This window comes from Pseudomonas sp. KT_2_4 (assembly GCF_041410225.1).
GTDB classification, from domain to species: Bacteria; Pseudomonadota; Gammaproteobacteria; order Pseudomonadales; family Pseudomonadaceae; genus Aquipseudomonas; species Aquipseudomonas paracarnis.
In genome coordinates this window covers 3700345-3715404 of the sequence record NZ_CP166962.1, presented here as the reverse complement: position 1 = coordinate 3715404, position 15060 = coordinate 3700345, and the positions used below count along the sequence as shown (strand labels likewise).

Annotated in this window: 13 protein-coding genes; 10 read left to right on the top strand and 3 right to left on the bottom strand. The window is 60.9% G+C overall.

The features are described 5' to 3' along the window. The 3 genes from AB9N64_RS17260 to AB9N64_RS17250 all read left to right on the top strand — a co-directional run bounded on the left by AB9N64_RS17260 (window position 1) and on the right by AB9N64_RS17250 (window position 2051). The gene (locus AB9N64_RS17260; RefSeq protein WP_020302828.1) at window positions 1-1086 is read left to right on the top strand and encodes a 5-(carboxyamino)imidazole ribonucleotide synthase; all 1086 of its coding nucleotides are present in this window, start codon (window positions 1-3) and stop codon (window positions 1084-1086) included. A gap of 105 nt (window positions 1087-1191) precedes the next feature. Then, on the top strand, window positions 1192-1437 hold the full coding sequence (locus tag AB9N64_RS17255) for a GlsB/YeaQ/YmgE family stress response membrane protein (RefSeq protein WP_005792540.1): 246 nt from the start codon (window positions 1192-1194) through the stop codon (window positions 1435-1437). 77 nt (window positions 1438-1514) lie between these two features. Next, window positions 1515-2051: a DUF3299 domain-containing protein gene (locus AB9N64_RS17250; RefSeq protein WP_014720519.1), complete on the top strand. Its 537-nt coding sequence runs from the start codon at window positions 1515-1517 to the stop codon at window positions 2049-2051. 116 nt (window positions 2052-2167) lie between these two features. Here the strand turns inward: AB9N64_RS17250 and AB9N64_RS17245 are convergent, their stop codons facing one another. After that, the gene (locus AB9N64_RS17245) at window positions 2168-3067 is read right to left on the bottom strand and encodes a D-hexose-6-phosphate mutarotase (protein WP_371359553.1); all 900 of its coding nucleotides are present in this window, start codon (window positions 3065-3067) and stop codon (window positions 2168-2170) included. A gap of 58 nt (window positions 3068-3125) precedes the next feature. Continuing rightward, window positions 3126-3530 carry an acyl-CoA thioesterase gene (locus tag AB9N64_RS17240; RefSeq protein ID WP_003176975.1) on the bottom strand — a complete coding sequence of 135 codons (405 nt, stop codon included), beginning with the start codon at window positions 3528-3530 and terminating at the stop codon, window positions 3126-3128. Window positions 3531-3936: 406 nt separating this feature from the next. On the opposite strand from AB9N64_RS17240, the gene AB9N64_RS17235 reads away from it, so the two are divergent. The 7 genes from AB9N64_RS17235 to AB9N64_RS17205 all read left to right on the top strand — a co-directional run bounded on the left by AB9N64_RS17235 (window position 3937) and on the right by AB9N64_RS17205 (window position 13429). Next, window positions 3937-5226 carry an MFS transporter gene (locus AB9N64_RS17235; RefSeq protein ID WP_014720517.1) on the top strand — a complete coding sequence of 430 codons (1290 nt, stop codon included), beginning with the start codon at window positions 3937-3939 and terminating at the stop codon, window positions 5224-5226. A 119-nt stretch (window positions 5227-5345) separates the two neighbouring features. Beyond that, on the top strand, window positions 5346-6332 hold the full coding sequence (locus tag AB9N64_RS17230; RefSeq protein ID WP_003195633.1) for a phosphate ABC transporter substrate-binding protein PstS: 987 nt from the start codon (window positions 5346-5348) through the stop codon (window positions 6330-6332). A gap of 483 nt (window positions 6333-6815) precedes the next feature. Next, window positions 6816-8849: an ABC transporter permease subunit gene (locus tag AB9N64_RS17225; protein WP_172832677.1), complete on the top strand. Its 2034-nt coding sequence runs from the start codon at window positions 6816-6818 to the stop codon at window positions 8847-8849. Window positions 8850-8864: 15 nt separating this feature from the next. Then, window positions 8865-10535 carry a phosphate ABC transporter permease PstA gene (gene pstA, locus AB9N64_RS17220; protein ID WP_014720515.1) on the top strand — a complete coding sequence of 557 codons (1671 nt, stop codon included), beginning with the start codon at window positions 8865-8867 and terminating at the stop codon, window positions 10533-10535. A 164-nt stretch (window positions 10536-10699) separates the two neighbouring features. Continuing rightward, window positions 10700-11533: a phosphate ABC transporter ATP-binding protein PstB gene (pstB, locus tag AB9N64_RS17215; RefSeq protein WP_003195626.1), complete on the top strand. Its 834-nt coding sequence runs from the start codon at window positions 10700-10702 to the stop codon at window positions 11531-11533. 70 nt (window positions 11534-11603) lie between these two features. After that, a complete protein-coding gene (phoU, locus tag AB9N64_RS17210) occupies window positions 11604-12365 on the top strand; it encodes a phosphate signaling complex protein PhoU (RefSeq protein ID WP_003195624.1) in 762 nt (253 codons plus the stop codon). 164 nt (window positions 12366-12529) lie between these two features. Continuing rightward, entirely contained in the window at window positions 12530-13429 is a 900-nt protein-coding gene (locus tag AB9N64_RS17205) for a response regulator (RefSeq protein ID WP_014720514.1), read from the top strand. 132 nt (window positions 13430-13561) lie between these two features. Here AB9N64_RS17205 and AB9N64_RS17200 read toward each other — a convergent pair whose 3' ends face one another. After that, window positions 13562-14902, bottom strand: a complete 1341-nt coding sequence (locus AB9N64_RS17200) for a hemolysin family protein (protein WP_003195620.1) — start codon at window positions 14900-14902, stop codon at window positions 13562-13564. Window positions 14903-15060: the final 158 nt, after the last annotated feature.

The window sequence follows — 15060 nt, the reverse complement described above, 5'->3', positions numbered from 1 at the left end:
ATGAAAATCGGTGTAATCGGTGGCGGCCAACTGGGCCGCATGCTGGCTTTGGCGGGTACGCCGCTGGGGATGAACTTCGCTTTCCTGGACCCGGCGCCGGACGCCTGCGCTGCGGCCCTGGGTGAACACCTGCGCGCTGACTACAGCGACCCGGACCACCTGCGCCAACTGGCCGATGAAGTCGACCTGGTGACCTTCGAATTCGAAAGCGTCCCGGCCGAAACCGTGGCCTTCCTGTCGCAGTTCGTGCCGGTGTACCCGAGCGCCGAAGCCTTGCGCATCGCTCGCGACCGCTGGTTCGAAAAGAGCATGTTCAAGGACCTGGGCATTCCGACGCCGGCCTTCGCCGACATCCAGTCCCAGGCAGACCTGGACGCCGCGGTCGCCAGCATCGGCCTGCCGGCGGTGTTGAAAACCCGCACCCTGGGTTACGACGGCAAGGGTCAGAAAGTCCTGCGTACCGCGGCCGATGTGGTCGGCACTTTTGCCGAGCTGGGCAGCGTTGCCTGCCTGCTGGAAGGCTTCGTGCCGTTCACTGGCGAAGTCTCGCTGATTGCCGTACGCGCCCGTGATGGCGAAACCCGCTTTTACCCGTTGGTGCACAACACTCACGTCAACGGCATCCTGAAAGTGTCGGTAGCCAGCACTGACCACCCGCTCCAGGCCCTGGCCGAAGACTATTCCAGCCGTGTGCTCAAGCAGCTGGATTATGTCGGCGTGATGGCGTTCGAGTTCTTTGAAGTCGACGGTGGCCTCAAGGCCAATGAAATCGCCCCGCGCGTTCACAACTCCGGACACTGGACCACTGAAGGCGCCGAGTGCAGCCAGTTCGAAAACCACCTGCGGGCGGTGGCGGGCTTGCCGTTGGGCTCCACGGCCAAGGTCGGCGAGAGCGCCATGCTCAACTTCATCGGCTCTGTACCGCCGGTGGAGCGTGTGATGGCGATCGACGATTGCCACGTGCATCACTACGGCAAAGCCTTCAAGGCCGGGCGCAAGGTCGGCCACGCCAACCTGCGCTGCAAGGATCGTGCGACGTTGCAAGCGCAGATTCTCAAGGTTGAAGCGCTGATCGCCGAACAATAAGCCTGGCCACGGCGGGAACCATTGGGGTTCTGCGTCTCTCTGATTGCAGGATGCCAAAGCCTGACTAGGCTTTGGCATGACTTATACCAATCAGAGGGAAATGCCATGGGTATCATCGGAACCATCTTTATCGGCTTGATCGTCGGCCTTCTGGCGCGCTTCCTCAAGCCTGGCGACGACAGCATGGGCTGGATCATGACCATCCTGCTGGGTATCGCCGGTTCCCTGGCCGCGACCTACGGCGGTCAGGCCCTGGGGATCTACCAGGCAGGCCAGGGCGCAGGTTTCATCGGCGCGCTGGTGGGTGCCATCGTGTTGCTGGTGATCTACGGCCTGATCAAAAAGAAGTAATCAGCCGACAAAGTCCTCTGCGCTGCGCAGGCGCAGAGGGCTAGAATGCTCGGCACTTGTATTTGCCGAGCCTCTCCATGCGCCGTCTTCTGTTAACGCTTCTTCTGCTGGGCTCTGGCCTGGCGCACGCTGGCGAACTGCCGGAAACCGACTGGCTCGACCTGATGCCGCTGTCGGATCAGAAAGCTCTCGAAGCCATGCCCGAGATCGACCATAACTCTCCCGAAGCTCAAGGCACGTTCACCGAAAAGGGTGGCTTGAAGCAGAGCAAGGGCCTGCCTGCGGTGATGTATTCCACCAAGACCGTCGCAGCCATGAACGGCAAAAATATCCGCATTGGCGGCTATCCGGTGCCGCTTGAAACGGACGCCAAGGGCCGCAGCACATTGTTCTTCCTGGTGCCTTACCCGGGCGCCTGCATACACGTGCCACCACCGCCGCCTAATCAACTGGTGCTGGTGCGCTATCCCAAGGGGTTGAAGCTGGATGATATCTACACGCCGCTGTGGGTCACGGGCACGTTGAAGGTGGAGAAGGTCAATAACGACTTGGCGGATGCCGCGTATGCGCTGGAGGCCGGGAAGGTTCGGGTGGTGCAGGAGTCTGATCTCTAAAGCCCAAAGCATAACCCCTGTGGGAGCTGGCTTGCCTGCGATAACAGCGCCTCGGTGTTCCTGACACATCGAGTTGTCTGCATCGCAGGCAAGCCAGCTCCCACATTGGGTTGGGTTTACAAGGCCAGGGCCGTGATGCTCACGCCCAAGGTGTGGCTTTCCCCGGGTGCCAGGTTCACCACATCGTCCAGCACGTTGGCCGTCTCGATGCACAACATCCCCTGCCAGCCGTCATCGGCCATATCGTCGAAAGCCTTGGCGCGTTCGGTCCAGGGGTTCCAGACCACGGTGGATTTCGAGCCTTCGCTGGTGAGCTGGATACGGCGCTGCCAATCGCTATCGACGATATTCAGCTGTGCCGGCGTATCCAGGTAAATGCGGTCTGTTTCGGCGCTGAAGTGCAGCAGCCCGGCTTGTTGTTTCTCGGCCCACCCGTCGGCGGTATCGATGTAAGCCACGCCATCCAGGCCCTCGACCTGAACCTTGCGCACATCGCTCACGGCGAAGTAGGTGTGCAATGCCTGGCTGAGGGTCACGATGTCGGCGCCGCGGTTGTGGCTGGTCAGGCGGATGTGCAGTTGGTCATCCAACAGCAGGCTCAGCGTCAGGTCTACCTGATGGGGCCAGCCTGGAAAGCCGCCAGCCGGCACCGGCAAAACCAGGTCCACTCGCAGCGTCTGGCCGTCGAGTTCGGTGGTGGCCAATTCCCAGCGGGCGGTGCGCACAAAACCGTGGGCGCCGGCAGGCTGATTACTCTGACGCATGGCTTTGACGCTTTGCGGGTTGCGGTCGAACACCCCGAACCACGGCCAGCACACCGGTACGCCAGTACGAATGCCTTTGCCCTGCTTGAACACGGCCTCAGGGTTCGGCCAGATCAGCGGCTGTTCGCCCTCGCGCTGGTAACTGAAGATATGCGCACCCTGTTGGGCCACCATCAACTCGGCGCCGTTGTGGCGGATGCGCCAGCAGTCCAGCTCGTCGATTTTTACCGTCTCAACGTGGGGCGTAGGCATGACAAAGCTCTCTTAGTGGCAGGCAATGGGGCAATTGACCGTTAAAACCCGGCGAGGTTTAACGCGCCCGTGACGGTACCGAGCGCGTGCGGCCGCTGCCATCGATGGCGACGAACACAAATACGGCTTCGGTCACCTTGCGCCATTCGCTGGACAACGGATCGTCGCTCCACACTTCGACCATCATCTGGATCGAGCTGCGGCCGATTTCCAGGGCCTGGGTATAGAAGGAAAGCTGCGCGCCCACGGCTACCGGCACCAGGAACGCCATGCGATCAATGGCCACGGTGGCCACGCGCCCACCGGCGACCTTGCTGGCCATTGCCGTGCCGGCCAGGTCCATCTGCGCGACCAGCCAGCCGCCGAAGATATCGCCAAAACCGTTGGTTTCACGCGGAAGCGCGGTGATTTGCAGGGCGAGATCGCCTTGCGGGATAGGATCTTCTTGTTCGAGTTCGATCATGCCGAGGGTGCCTCTGACCCGTGACGCTTCATGGGTATTTCAAGTGGATAGCCGTCTTCTCAGAAAAACGTTTCAGCACCAACATACACCGCTCGATGCGTTTCTCGTAAGGCGAACTAAAGGGAAACTCTGCCAAATCGGCTGGATGGTACCCAACAGCGTTTTGGCACAGCAGCCCCTCAAGACAGCGGGTCTGGCGCTTGCACCGGCGAGTATATCGAGACCCTGGCGCCACGACGACCTTCCGACGCTCATTTGGTCGGTAAATAGACGCTGTATTGGGGCTTTTGCGCGCAACTGTGCTCCTGGCGCTGTGCTTTTTCAGGCGATTTGCTATCTTGCCAAACCCGCCGCAAGTCACGGGCGTGCAGTCCTTTACGATGATTACTATAAGAGAAGCCTTGCCATGTCCTCCGTGCCTGCAAGCAGTGCGCAACCCTCGCGCCCGCTGACCCGCAACGACTACAAAACCCTGTCGCTGTCTGCCTTGGGCGGGGCGCTGGAGTTCTACGACTTCATCATCTTTGTGTTTTTCGCCACCGTGGTCGGGAAACTGTTCTTCCCCGTCGACATGCCCGAATGGCTGCGCATGATGCAGACCTTCGGCATCTTCGCCGCCGGCTACCTGGCCCGCCCCTTGGGCGGCATCATCATGGCGCACTTTGGTGACCTGCTGGGCCGCAAGAAAATGTTCACCTTGAGCATCTTCATGATGGCCGTGCCCACCCTGATCATGGGCTTGCTTCCGACCTACGCGCAGATCGGCCTGTGGGCGCCGGTCCTGTTACTGCTGATGCGCATCATCCAGGGCGCTGCGATTGGCGGCGAAGTACCGGGCGCCTGGGTGTTCGTCTCCGAGCACGTGCCGCCGCGCCACATCGGCTACGCCTGCGGCACCCTGACCAGCGGCCTCACCGCCGGTATTCTGCTGGGCTCGTTGGTGGCTACCGCCATCAATAGCGCCTATACACCGGAACAGGTCTCTGATTACGCCTGGCGGATTCCTTTCCTACTCGGCGGCGTATTCGGCCTGCTGTCGGTGTATCTGCGTCGTTGGCTGCATGAAACCCCGATCTTCGCCGAGATGCAGCAACGCAAGAGCCTGGCCGCTGAACTGCCCTTGCGCGCAGTGTTGCGCGATCACCGTGGCGCCATTGTGCTGTCGATGCTGTTGACCTGGCTATTGTCGGCCGGCGTGGTGGTAGTCATCCTGATGACCCCGACCGTGCTGCAAACCATCTACCACTTCAGCCCTACGGTTGCGCTGCAAGCCAATAGTCTGGCGATCGTGACCCTGAGCCTGGGTTGCATCGCCGCAGGTGCGCTGGCCGACCGTTTTGGTGCCGGTCGCGTGCTGGTCACCGGTTGCGCACTGCTGCTGGCGACCTCCTGGACGCTGTATCACAGCCTGATGGCCCACCCGGACTGGCTGTTCCCGTTGTATGCCCTGACCGGCTTGTTTGTCGGCACCATCGGCGTGGTGCCCTACGTGATGGTCAAAGCCTTCCCGCCGGTGGTGCGCTTCAGCGGTCTGTCGTTCTCCTACAACGTTGCTTATGCCGTGTTCGGCGGGTTGACGCCCTTGGCGGTGTCGCTGCTGATGAAGGAGAGCCCGATGGGCCCGGCTTACTATGTGGCCGTCCTGTGTGTGATGGGGATGCTGGTGGGCGGGTATCTGTGGAAACGCGGTCGCTGAAGTCTGCACATTCAGATAGTGGCCTTTCATCTAATTGTCATATTTCAGACATAGAGTGTTCACACGGCCTGCCGATACTTGGCCCCGATCCAATTATCCCTATCTGCTAGGAGCAAGGCATGAAACTGAAACGTTTGATGGCGGCAATGACTTTTGTCGCTGCTGGCGTTGCGACCGCCAACGCGGTGGCCGCTGGTGTTGATCCGGCAATCCCGGCTTACGTCAAGACCACTGGTGTGTCGGGCAACCTGTCCAGCGTCGGTTCCGATACCCTGGCTAACCTGATGACCCTGTGGGCCGAGGGTTACAAAAAGGAATACCCGAACGTCAACATCCAGATTCAAGCTGCCGGCTCCGCTACTGCGCCACCTGCGTTGACTGAAGGCACCTCCAACCTGGGCCCGATGAGCCGCAAGATGAAGGACACCGAACTGGCGGCCTTCGAGCAGAAGTACGGCTACAAGCCAACGGCAATCCCGGTTGCGGTGGATGCTCTGGCGGTATTTGTGCACAAGGACAACCCGATCCAGCACCTGACCATGGAACAGGTCGATGCGATCTTCTCCTCGACGCGTCTGTGCGGCGCCAAAGCCGATGTGAAAACCTGGGGTGACCTGGGCGTGACCGGCGACCTGGCCAACAAGCCAGTGCAACTGTTCGGGCGTAACTCGGTATCCGGCACCTACGGCTACTTCAAGGAAGAAGCCCTGTGCAAAGGCGACTACAAGCCAAACGTGAACGAACAACCGGGCTCGGCTTCGGTCGTGCAGTCGATCAGCTCCTCGCTGAACGGCATCGGTTACTCGGGTATCGGCTACAAGACCGCCAGCGTGAAGACCGTGCCACTGGCCAAGAAAGGCAGCACTGACTACATCGAAGACTCTGAAGAAAACGCCCTGAACGGCAAGTATCCGCTGTCGCGTTTCCTCTACGTGTATGTCAACAAAGCCCCGAACAAGCCACTGGCGCCGCTGGAAGCTGAGTTCGTGAAACTGGTGCTGTCCAAGCAGGGCCAGGAAGTGGTGGTCAAAGACGGCTACATCCCGCTGCCAGCCAAAGTCGCCGCCAAGGCCCTGGCTGACCTGGGTCTGAAAGAAGGCAACTAAGCCTGCGATACCTGATGTAGACGCATGCTTTTCTGTGGGAGCGGGCTTGCCCGCGATGCTGGCGACGCGGTTTAGCGTTGAAACCGTGTTGATGCCATCGCGGGCAAGCCTGCTCCCACATAAGCAGTCTGCATCCCTAATTTTTATCCGCTGCCAGCCCTGCTTCGCGGCGGATTTGTTGCGTCACTGCACTGTCATCTTTCTGTCATACAGGATCGCTAGGGTGTGCGCATGAATGATCTGGCCAATTCCACCATGACGACGACTTCCCCTCCCAAGCGCATTGATTTCAATACGCCTGAGCTGCAACGCAAGCGCCGAATCCGCGCGCTCAAGGATCGCTTCACCCGTTGGTATGTGCTGGTCGGCGGCCTCGCCGTGCTGGCCGCCATTACCCTGATCTTCTTCTTCCTCGCCTATGTGGTTGCGCCATTGTTCCAGGGCGCCTCGTTGACCAAGGAAGACGCGTTGACGCCCGCTTGGATGCAGGACGCCGGCAAGCCGTTGATGATCTCCCTCGAAGAACAGAACCAGGTCGCCATGCGGGTTTCCGACAAGGGCCAGGCGCTGTTCTTTGCCGTGGACACCGGTGCCGAGCTCAAGCGTGTCGACCTGCCGATTCCGGCCGGTACCAGTGTTGCTTCCATTGGTGAAGATCAGCCGGGCAGCCCGCTGGTGATTCTCGGCTTGTCCAATGGCCAGTCTTTGGTGTTCCGCCACACCTATAAGGTGTCGTACCCGGACGGCAAGAAAACCATCACCCCAGCGATCGAGTACCCCTACGGCGAAACGCCGATCGTGCTGGATGACGCCGGTCGCCCGCTGGAGCACGTCGCGCTCAACGCCACCGATACCTCCCTGGTGGTGGCAGGTTCCGCCGGTTCGCACTTGAACGTGCTGACCCTGAGCCGTGAAGAAAACATGATGACCGGTGAGGTCACCAGCGAGCAGAAGCGTGTCGAGCTGCCGCAGATGACAGAGCCGGTGAAGGCGATCTTCATCGACCCACGCCAGCAGTGGCTGTACGTGATCAACGGCCGTGCCCTGGCCGACGTGTTCAGCCTGCGCGACAAGAGCCTCAACGGGCGCTACAAGCTGCTGGAAGACGCCGACACGGAAATCACCGCCAGCACCCAGTTGGTCGGCGGCATCTCGCTGATCCTGGGTAACTCCAAAGGCGGCCTGGCCCAGTGGTTCATGGCCCGTGACCCGGATGGCGAGCAACGCCTGAAGCAGATCCGCACCTTCCAGATGGGCACTGCACCCATCGTCGAAATCAGCGCTGAAGAGCGCCGCAAAGGCTTCACCGCCCTGGATGCCGCTGGCCAGTTCGGCGTGTTCCACAGCACCGCTCACCGCACCTTGCTGGTCGACCCGGTGGTCGACGGTCAGGGTCTGTTCGGCATGTCGCCACGGGCCAACCGTGTGATCGTCGAGGCGGGTGGCAAGCTGCAACCGTTGTTGCTCGACAACCCGCACCCGGAAGTGTCGTGGAGCGCGTTGTGGAGCAAGGTCTGGTACGAGAACTACGACGAGCCTAAATACGTCTGGCAATCCACGGCCGCCAACACCGATTTTGAACCCAAGATGAGCCTGGCCCCGCTGACCTTCGGCACCTTGAAGGCCGCGTTCTACGCCATGTTGCTGGCGGCGCCACTGGCGGTTGCTGCAGCGATCTACACCGCTTACTTCATGGCGCCGAGCCTGCGCCGCAAGGTCAAGCCGGTGATCGAACTGATGGAAGCCATGCCGACGGTGATCCTCGGATTCTTCGCCGGCCTGTTCCTGGCGCCGTATGTGGAAGGGCATCTGCCGGGCATTTTCAGCCTGTTGATGCTGTTGCCGATTGGCATCCTGGTCGCCGGCTTTGTCTTCAGCCGCTTGCCTGAGTCGATCCGCCTGCGCGTTCCCGATGGCTGGGAAAGCGCGATCCTGATTCCGGTGATCCTGTTCGTGGGTTGGCTCTCGCTGTACATGAGCCCGTACCTGGAAACCTGGTTTTTCGGCGGTGACATGCGCATGTGGATCTCCCACGATCTGGGCATTACCTACGACCAGCGCAACGCGTTGGTGGTCGGCCTGGCCATGGGTTTTGCCGTGATCCCGAACATCTACTCCATCGCCGAAGACGCCGTGTTCAGCGTGCCACGCGGCCTGACCCTGGGGTCCCTGGCACTGGGCGCCACGCCGTGGCAGACCATGACCCGCGTGGTCATCCTCACCGCCAGCCCGGGCATCTTCTCGGCGCTGATGATCGGCATGGGCCGCGCCGTGGGCGAGACCATGATCGTACTGATGGCCACCGGTAACACCCCGGTGATGGAGATGAACCTGTTCGAGGGCCTGCGCACCCTGGCGGCCAACGTTGCGGTGGAGATGCCCGAGTCGGAAGTGGGCGGCAGTCATTACCGCGTGCTGTTCCTCTCGGCGCTGGTGCTGCTGTTGTTCACCTTCATCATGAACACCCTCGCCGAGCTGATTCGTCAGCGTCTGCGCAAGAAATACTCGTCGCTTTAAGAAAGGTAGAAGTCTGTGAAACAGAACTCCCTGAATGGATGGTTCAAGAGCGGCGCCCCCGGCGTCTGGATCAGCGGTGGCGCGGTGTCCATCGCGGTCATCATGACCATTGGTTTGCTGGCTGTGATTGCGGTGCGGGGCCTGGGCCATTTCTGGCCGGCCGACCTGATCCAGGCCAACTACAACGTGCCAGGCCAGGCCAACCACATCGTCATCGGCGAAGTGGTCCAGAAAGAAGAAGTGCCGCGTGAGCGTCTGAAAAGCGCGGGCCTGCCAGTGCCGGACCAAGGCCCGGAATTCATGACCCGTGAGCTGATCAAGGTCGGCAACCGCGATTTGAACGGCAACGACTTCACCTGGATTGTCGGCGAGTGGCTGAAGGACCAGAGCAAGCCTGCGAACCTGATGGCCATCGAGCGTCGTGAGTGGGGCAACTTCTACGGCACCCTGGTCAACGTCAAGCAGGACGGCAAGGTGATTGCCGAAGGCGAGGCCGCGTGGCCGGAGCTGCAAGCTCGCGTGGACCGCGTGAACAAGCTGGCCGCTCAGCTCAAGAGCCTGGAAAAAACCGATATTGGCGCGATCAACGCAGGGCTGGAGCGCATCCGCCTGCACGGTCGCAAACTGGAACTGGAAGGCAAGCTCGACGCTGCCGCCCAGGCCGACATGGACGCCGACCGCGCCGAGCTGAATGCGCGCTACCAGGACATCGAAGCGCGCCTGGCCGACCTGCATGCCCAATTCAACCGCGACGCCCTGACGGCGCGTGACGGCAACGGCAAGGAAGTGGAAATCGGCATCGGCAAAGTGGTGCACGCCTACCAGCCGAACGCCATGGGCACGATGACCAAGATCGGTTTCTACTTCAGCAAGGTCTGGGAATTCCTCAGCGATGACCCACGGGAAGCCAACACCGAAGGCGGGATCTTCCCGGCCATCTTCGGCACCGTGATGATGACCCTGATCATGGCAATGATCGTGACCCCGTTTGGCGTACTGGCCGCGGTGTACCTGCGTGAGTATGCCAAGCAGAACACTTTGACCCGCATCATCCGCATCGCCGTGAACAACCTGGCCGGTGTACCGGCGATCGTCTACGGCGTGTTCGGCCTTGGCTTCTTCGTGTATGTATTGGGGGGCTCGGTCGATCGTCTGTTCTTCGCTGAAGCGCTGCCTGCGCCGACCTTCGGTACGCCGGGGCTGCTCTGGGCTTCGCTGACCCTGGCGCTGCTGGCGGTGCCGGTGGTGATCGTGGCCACCGAAGAGGGCCTGGCGCGGATCCCTCGAACCGTGCGTGAAGGCTCCCTGGCGCTCGGCGCGACCAAGGCGGAAACGTTGTGGAAGATCGTGCTGCCAATGGCCAGCCCGGCGATGATGACCGGCATGATCCTCGCCGTGGCCCGCGCCGCCGGTGAAGTGGCGCCGCTGATGCTGGTGGGTGTGGTGAAACTGGCGCCGTCGCTGCCGCTGGACGGCAACTATCCGTACCTGCACCTGGACCAGAAGATCATGCACCTGGGCTTCCATATTTATGACGTCGGCTTCCAGAGCCCCAACGTCGAAGCGGCACGGCCTCTGGTGTACGCCACCGCCTTGCTGCTGGTACTGGTGATCGCCACGCTCAACCTGTCGGCAGTGTGGATTCGTAACCACCTGCGCGAAAAATACAAAGCGCTGGACAGCTAATGCGATCCACTGTGGGAGCTGGCTTGCCTGCGATGCAGACGACGCGGTGTATCAGTAAGACCGCAGTGATGCCATCGCAGGCAAGCCAGCTCCCACAGACACAGAATTTGAGTAAGCCGCCCCGGCGGTTCAACGAAATGAATTGGTAGCACAGGGAGCATCCCATGCAACACGAAACCCAATCCCACGGCATCAACATGTCTGCCCTGGGTCGCGACAAGCAGAGCCTGAGCCTGGCCCAGGAAACCGTGGCCATCGAAGTACCGGGCCTGAGTCTGTACTACGGTGACAAGCAGGCGCTGTTCGACGTCAGCATGAACATCCCCAAACAGCGTGTGACCGCCTTCATCGGCCCGTCGGGCTGCGGCAAGTCGACGTTGTTGCGTACCTTCAACCGCATGAATGACCTGGTGGACGGTTGCCGTGTAGAAGGTGCAATCAACCTCTACGGCACCAATATCTACCGCAAGGGCGAGGACGTGGCCGAGCTGCGTCGCCGCGTGGGCATGGTGTTCCAGAAGCCCAACCCGTTCCCCAAGACCATCTACGAAAACGTGGTCTACGGCCTGCGTATCCAGGGTATCAACAAGAAACGCATCCTCGATGAAGCCGTTGAGTGGGCGCTCAAGGGCGCGGCATTGTGGGACGAGGTCAAGGACCGCCTGCACGAATCGGCACTCGGCTTGTCCGGCGGCCAGCAGCAGCGTCTGGTGATCGCCCGTACCATCGCCGTAGAGCCGGAAGTGCTGCTGCTCGACGAACCGTGCTCGGCCCTCGACCCGATCTCCACCCTGAAAGTCGAAGAGCTGATCTACGAGCTCAAGTCCAAGTTCACCATCGTCATCGTGACCCACAACATGCAACAGGCGGCGCGGGTTTCCGACTACACCGCGTTTATGTACATGGGCAAGCTGGTGGAGTTCGGCGACACCGACACCCTGTTCACCAATCCGGCGAAGAAGCAGACCGAAGACTACATCACCGGTCGCTACGGCTAGGAAGCTGTGGTTCTGATTGCACTGACGCTGCGGTTTTCCGCACCTTACCGGACGCTCCAAGGACGCCAACATGATTAGCAAAGAAGGCCTTACCCACCACATCTCCGCGCAGTTCAATGCCGAGCTTGAGGAAGTGCGCAGCCACCTCCTGGCGATGGGCGGGCTGGTGGAGAAGCAAGTCAATGATGCGGTCACCGCGCTGATCGAGGCCGACTCGGGCCTGGCCCAGCAGGTGCGTGAGATTGACGAGCAGATCAACCAGATGGAACGCAATATCGACGAGGAGTGCCTGCGCATTCTTGCCCGCCGCCAGCCAGCGGCCTCGGACCTGCGTTTGATCATCAGCATTTCCAAGTCGGTGATCGACCTGGAACGCATCGGTGATGAAGCCACCAAGATTGCCCGCCGCGCCATCCAGCTGTGCGAAGAGGGTGAAGCCCCCCGTGGCTACGTGGAGGTGCGCCATATCGGCGATCAGGTGCGCAACATGGTGCGCGATGCCCTCGACGCCTTCGCCCGCTTTGACGCCGAACTGGCGTTGTCGGTGGCCCAGTACGACAAGATCATCGACCGCGAATACAAGACCGCGCTGCGCGAGTTGGCCACTTACATGATGGAAGACCCGCGCTCGATCTCGCGGGTCTTGAACATTATCTGGGTGCTGCGTTCCCTGGAGCGTATCGGCGACCACGCGCGCAATATCTCGGAATTGGTGATTTATCTGGTGCGCGGCACCGATGTGCGGCACATGGGCCTCAAGCGCATGAAAGCCGAAGTTGAAGGGACTGCTGATCTAATCCCTAATGTTTCGGGCGAATCTGACGATAAGTAAGGTTGCCCGAGAAATTAACGCCCGGCCTCTGGCCGGGCGTTTTCGTTTGTGGCATCTGAATTTTTTGCACAGCAGGCGCCATAAAGTCCTTCTGTGACCCGCGAGTTTTGGCAAAATGCCATCAGTCAGGCGTTTTGCAGACGTTTTTATAGGATGAAGGGTCGATGAGTAAAGTCAGTGTGTTGGTGGTGGATGACGCCTCGTTTATTCGCGACCTGGTGAAGAAGTGCCTGCGCAATTACTTCCCCGGAATCAAGATCGAAGATGCGGTGAACGGCAAAAAGGCGCAATCCATCCTGATGCGCGAAACCTTCGACCTGGTGCTGTGTGACTGGGAAATGCCGGAAATGTCCGGTATTGAGCTGTTGACCTGGTGCCGCGAGCAAGCGCACCTGAAGGCCATGCCGTTCGTGATGGTGACCAGCCGTGGCGACAAGGAAAACGTGGTGCAGGCCATCCAGGCCGGCGTTTCCGGCTACGTGAGCAAGCCGTTCACCAACGAGCAGTTGCTGAACAAGGTCAAGCAAGCCCTGCACAAGATCGGTCGCCTCGATGCGCTGATTGCCAGCGCGCCGACCAAGATGAACTCAGCCTTCGGCAACGACTCCCTGAGCGCCCTGACCGGCGGCAAACCCGAAGCCGTCAAGCCGGCCCCGGTGGCGGCGCCCAGCAAAGGTTTGCTCAATACACCGCCAGTCAAGGCCCCCGCCGCAGCGGCGCCGGCTGGCAGTCGCGGTCAGGGCCAGTTGCGCCTCGCAAGCGGCACCCAGCAATGCGTGATCAAGGCCCTGAGCATCAAGGAAGCGTTGCTGGTGGTAAAGCGTGGCGAGGTCTTGCCTCAGGTGCTGGAAAGCGCCGTGCTCGACCTTGAGCAGGGCGACAACGCCGAAGTCGCACGGCTCAACGGCTACCTGCACGCCATCGTCGCCTACGAGCCCAAGCCCGACAGCGACTGGTTGCAGCTGACCTTCCGCTTTATCGACCAGGATGCGCAGAAGCTGGACTACATTTCCCGCCTGATCGCCCGTGGCACGGCGCAGAAGCATTTCGTGCCGGGTGCGTGACCCTTCAAGGCGACGCTTAGTCCATGTGGGAGCGGGCTTGCCCGCGATAGCAATCTCTCAGTCAACGATGCGCTGGCTGACCCACCGCTATCGCGGGCAAGCCCGCTCCCACACGCAGCACTGCGCCTGCAGTTAGTCCAGCAGCAGCACCTTGGCCAACACGATCTTCGGTCCTTTCATTTTCTTGATGATGATCCGCAAGCCTTCAACTTCCAGCACTTCTTCTTCTTCCGGCACGCGCTTGAGCGTGTCGTAGATCAGGCCGGCCAGGGTTTCGGCTTCGATGTGGTCCAGGTCGACGCCCAGCAGGCGTTCCACCTTGAACAACGGCGTGTCCCCACGCACCAGCAGTTTGCCGGGCTGGTAGGCGAGGATGCCGCGCTCGGCCTTGCGGTGTTCGTCCTGGATATCGCCCACCAGCACTTCCAGCACGTCTTCCATGGTCAGGTAACCGATAATCTTGCCGTCGGCCTCTTCCACCAGGGCGAAGTGCGCGCCGCCTTTGCGGAACTGCTCCAGCAGTTGCGACAACGGCATATGTCGCGATACGCGTTCCAATGGGCGGGTCAATTCGGCCAGGTTGAACGATTCGGGGATATGGTCCAGGGCCGCCAGTTCCAGCAGCAAATCCTTGATGTGCAGCAAGCCGACGAACTCGTTGCGCACCGCGTCATACACTGGGTAGCGGCTGAATTTATGGCGACGGAACAGCGCGAGGATTTCCTTGAGCGGGGCGTTGAAGTCCAGGGTCACCAGGTCTTCCCGGGAGTTGGCCCAGTCCACTACTTCCAGCTCGCCCATTTCCACGGCGGAGGCCAGTACGCGCATGCCTTGGTCGCTGGGGTCCTGGCCGCGGCTGGAGTGCAGGATCAGCTTGAGTTCTTCGCGGCTGTAATGGTGCTCATGGTGGGGGCCAGGCTCGCCTTGGCCCGCGATACGCAGGATCGCGTTGGCACTGGCGTTGAGCAGGTAGATAGCCGGGTACATCGCCCAGTAGAACAGGTACAGCGGCACGGCCGTCCATAGCGACAGCAGCTCGGGTTTGCGAATCGCCCAGGATTTTGGGGCCAACTCACCGACCACGATGTGCAGGTAGGAAATCACGAAGAAGGCGGCAAAGAACGACACGCCCTTGATCACTTCAGGCGACTGCACGCCGACCGCGCCCAGCATCGGCTCGAGGATGTGCGCAAAGGCCGGTTCACCGACCCAGCCCAGGCCCAGGGACGCCAGGGTGATACCCAACTGGCAAGCCGACAGGTAGGCGTCGAGCTGGCTGTGCACGGTACGCAGGATCTGCCCGCGCCAGCCGTTCTTATGGGCGATGGCCTCGACGCGGGTGGCGCGCAGTTTGACCATGGCAAATTCCGCCGCAACGAAGAAACCGTTGAGCAGTACCAGGATCAGTGCAAAAAGAATCATGCCGAAATCGGCGAAGAGTGTCGCGAGGGTAATGCCAGGGGAAGGGTCCATGATGGGGTTTTGCAGGTTCCGTGTGTTCAATAAGGGTGACAGGTAGGCCTGAAAGGCAGGCGCAAGTCGGCCAATGTAGCGGCTGACGGGGCGCTTGCCTAGTGCCCGCTGCCGGGCGGGGCTGCAAAGTCGTGTCGCAGAACCCGTGTGGGAGCTGG

What these genes read in the sequence shown, in the direction of transcription:
- AB9N64_RS17260 (WP_020302828.1), top strand. Translation starts at nt 1, where the DNA reads ATGAAAATCGGTGTAATCGGTGGCGGCCAACTGGGCCGCATGCTGGCT.
- AB9N64_RS17255 (WP_005792540.1), top strand. Translation starts at nt 1,192, where the DNA reads ATGGGTATCATCGGAACCATCTTTATCGGCTTGATCGTCGGCCTTCTG.
- AB9N64_RS17250 (WP_014720519.1), top strand. Translation starts at nt 1,515, where the DNA reads ATGCGCCGTCTTCTGTTAACGCTTCTTCTGCTGGGCTCTGGCCTGGCG.
- AB9N64_RS17245 (WP_371359553.1), bottom strand. Translation starts at nt 3,067, where the DNA reads ATGCCTACGCCCCACGTTGAGACGGTAAAAATCGACGAGCTGGACTGC.
- AB9N64_RS17240 (WP_003176975.1), bottom strand. Translation starts at nt 3,530, where the DNA reads ATGATCGAACTCGAACAAGAAGATCCTATCCCGCAAGGCGATCTCGCC.
- AB9N64_RS17235 (WP_014720517.1), top strand. Translation starts at nt 3,937, where the DNA reads ATGTCCTCCGTGCCTGCAAGCAGTGCGCAACCCTCGCGCCCGCTGACC.
- AB9N64_RS17230 (WP_003195633.1), top strand. Translation starts at nt 5,346, where the DNA reads ATGAAACTGAAACGTTTGATGGCGGCAATGACTTTTGTCGCTGCTGGC.
- AB9N64_RS17225 (WP_172832677.1), top strand. Translation starts at nt 6,816, where the DNA reads ATGCAGGACGCCGGCAAGCCGTTGATGATCTCCCTCGAAGAACAGAAC.
- pstB (WP_003195626.1), top strand. Translation starts at nt 10,700, where the DNA reads ATGCAACACGAAACCCAATCCCACGGCATCAACATGTCTGCCCTGGGT.
- phoU (WP_003195624.1), top strand. Translation starts at nt 11,604, where the DNA reads ATGATTAGCAAAGAAGGCCTTACCCACCACATCTCCGCGCAGTTCAAT.
- AB9N64_RS17205 (WP_014720514.1), top strand. Translation starts at nt 12,530, where the DNA reads ATGAGTAAAGTCAGTGTGTTGGTGGTGGATGACGCCTCGTTTATTCGC.
- AB9N64_RS17200 (WP_003195620.1), bottom strand. Translation starts at nt 14,902, where the DNA reads ATGGACCCTTCCCCTGGCATTACCCTCGCGACACTCTTCGCCGATTTC.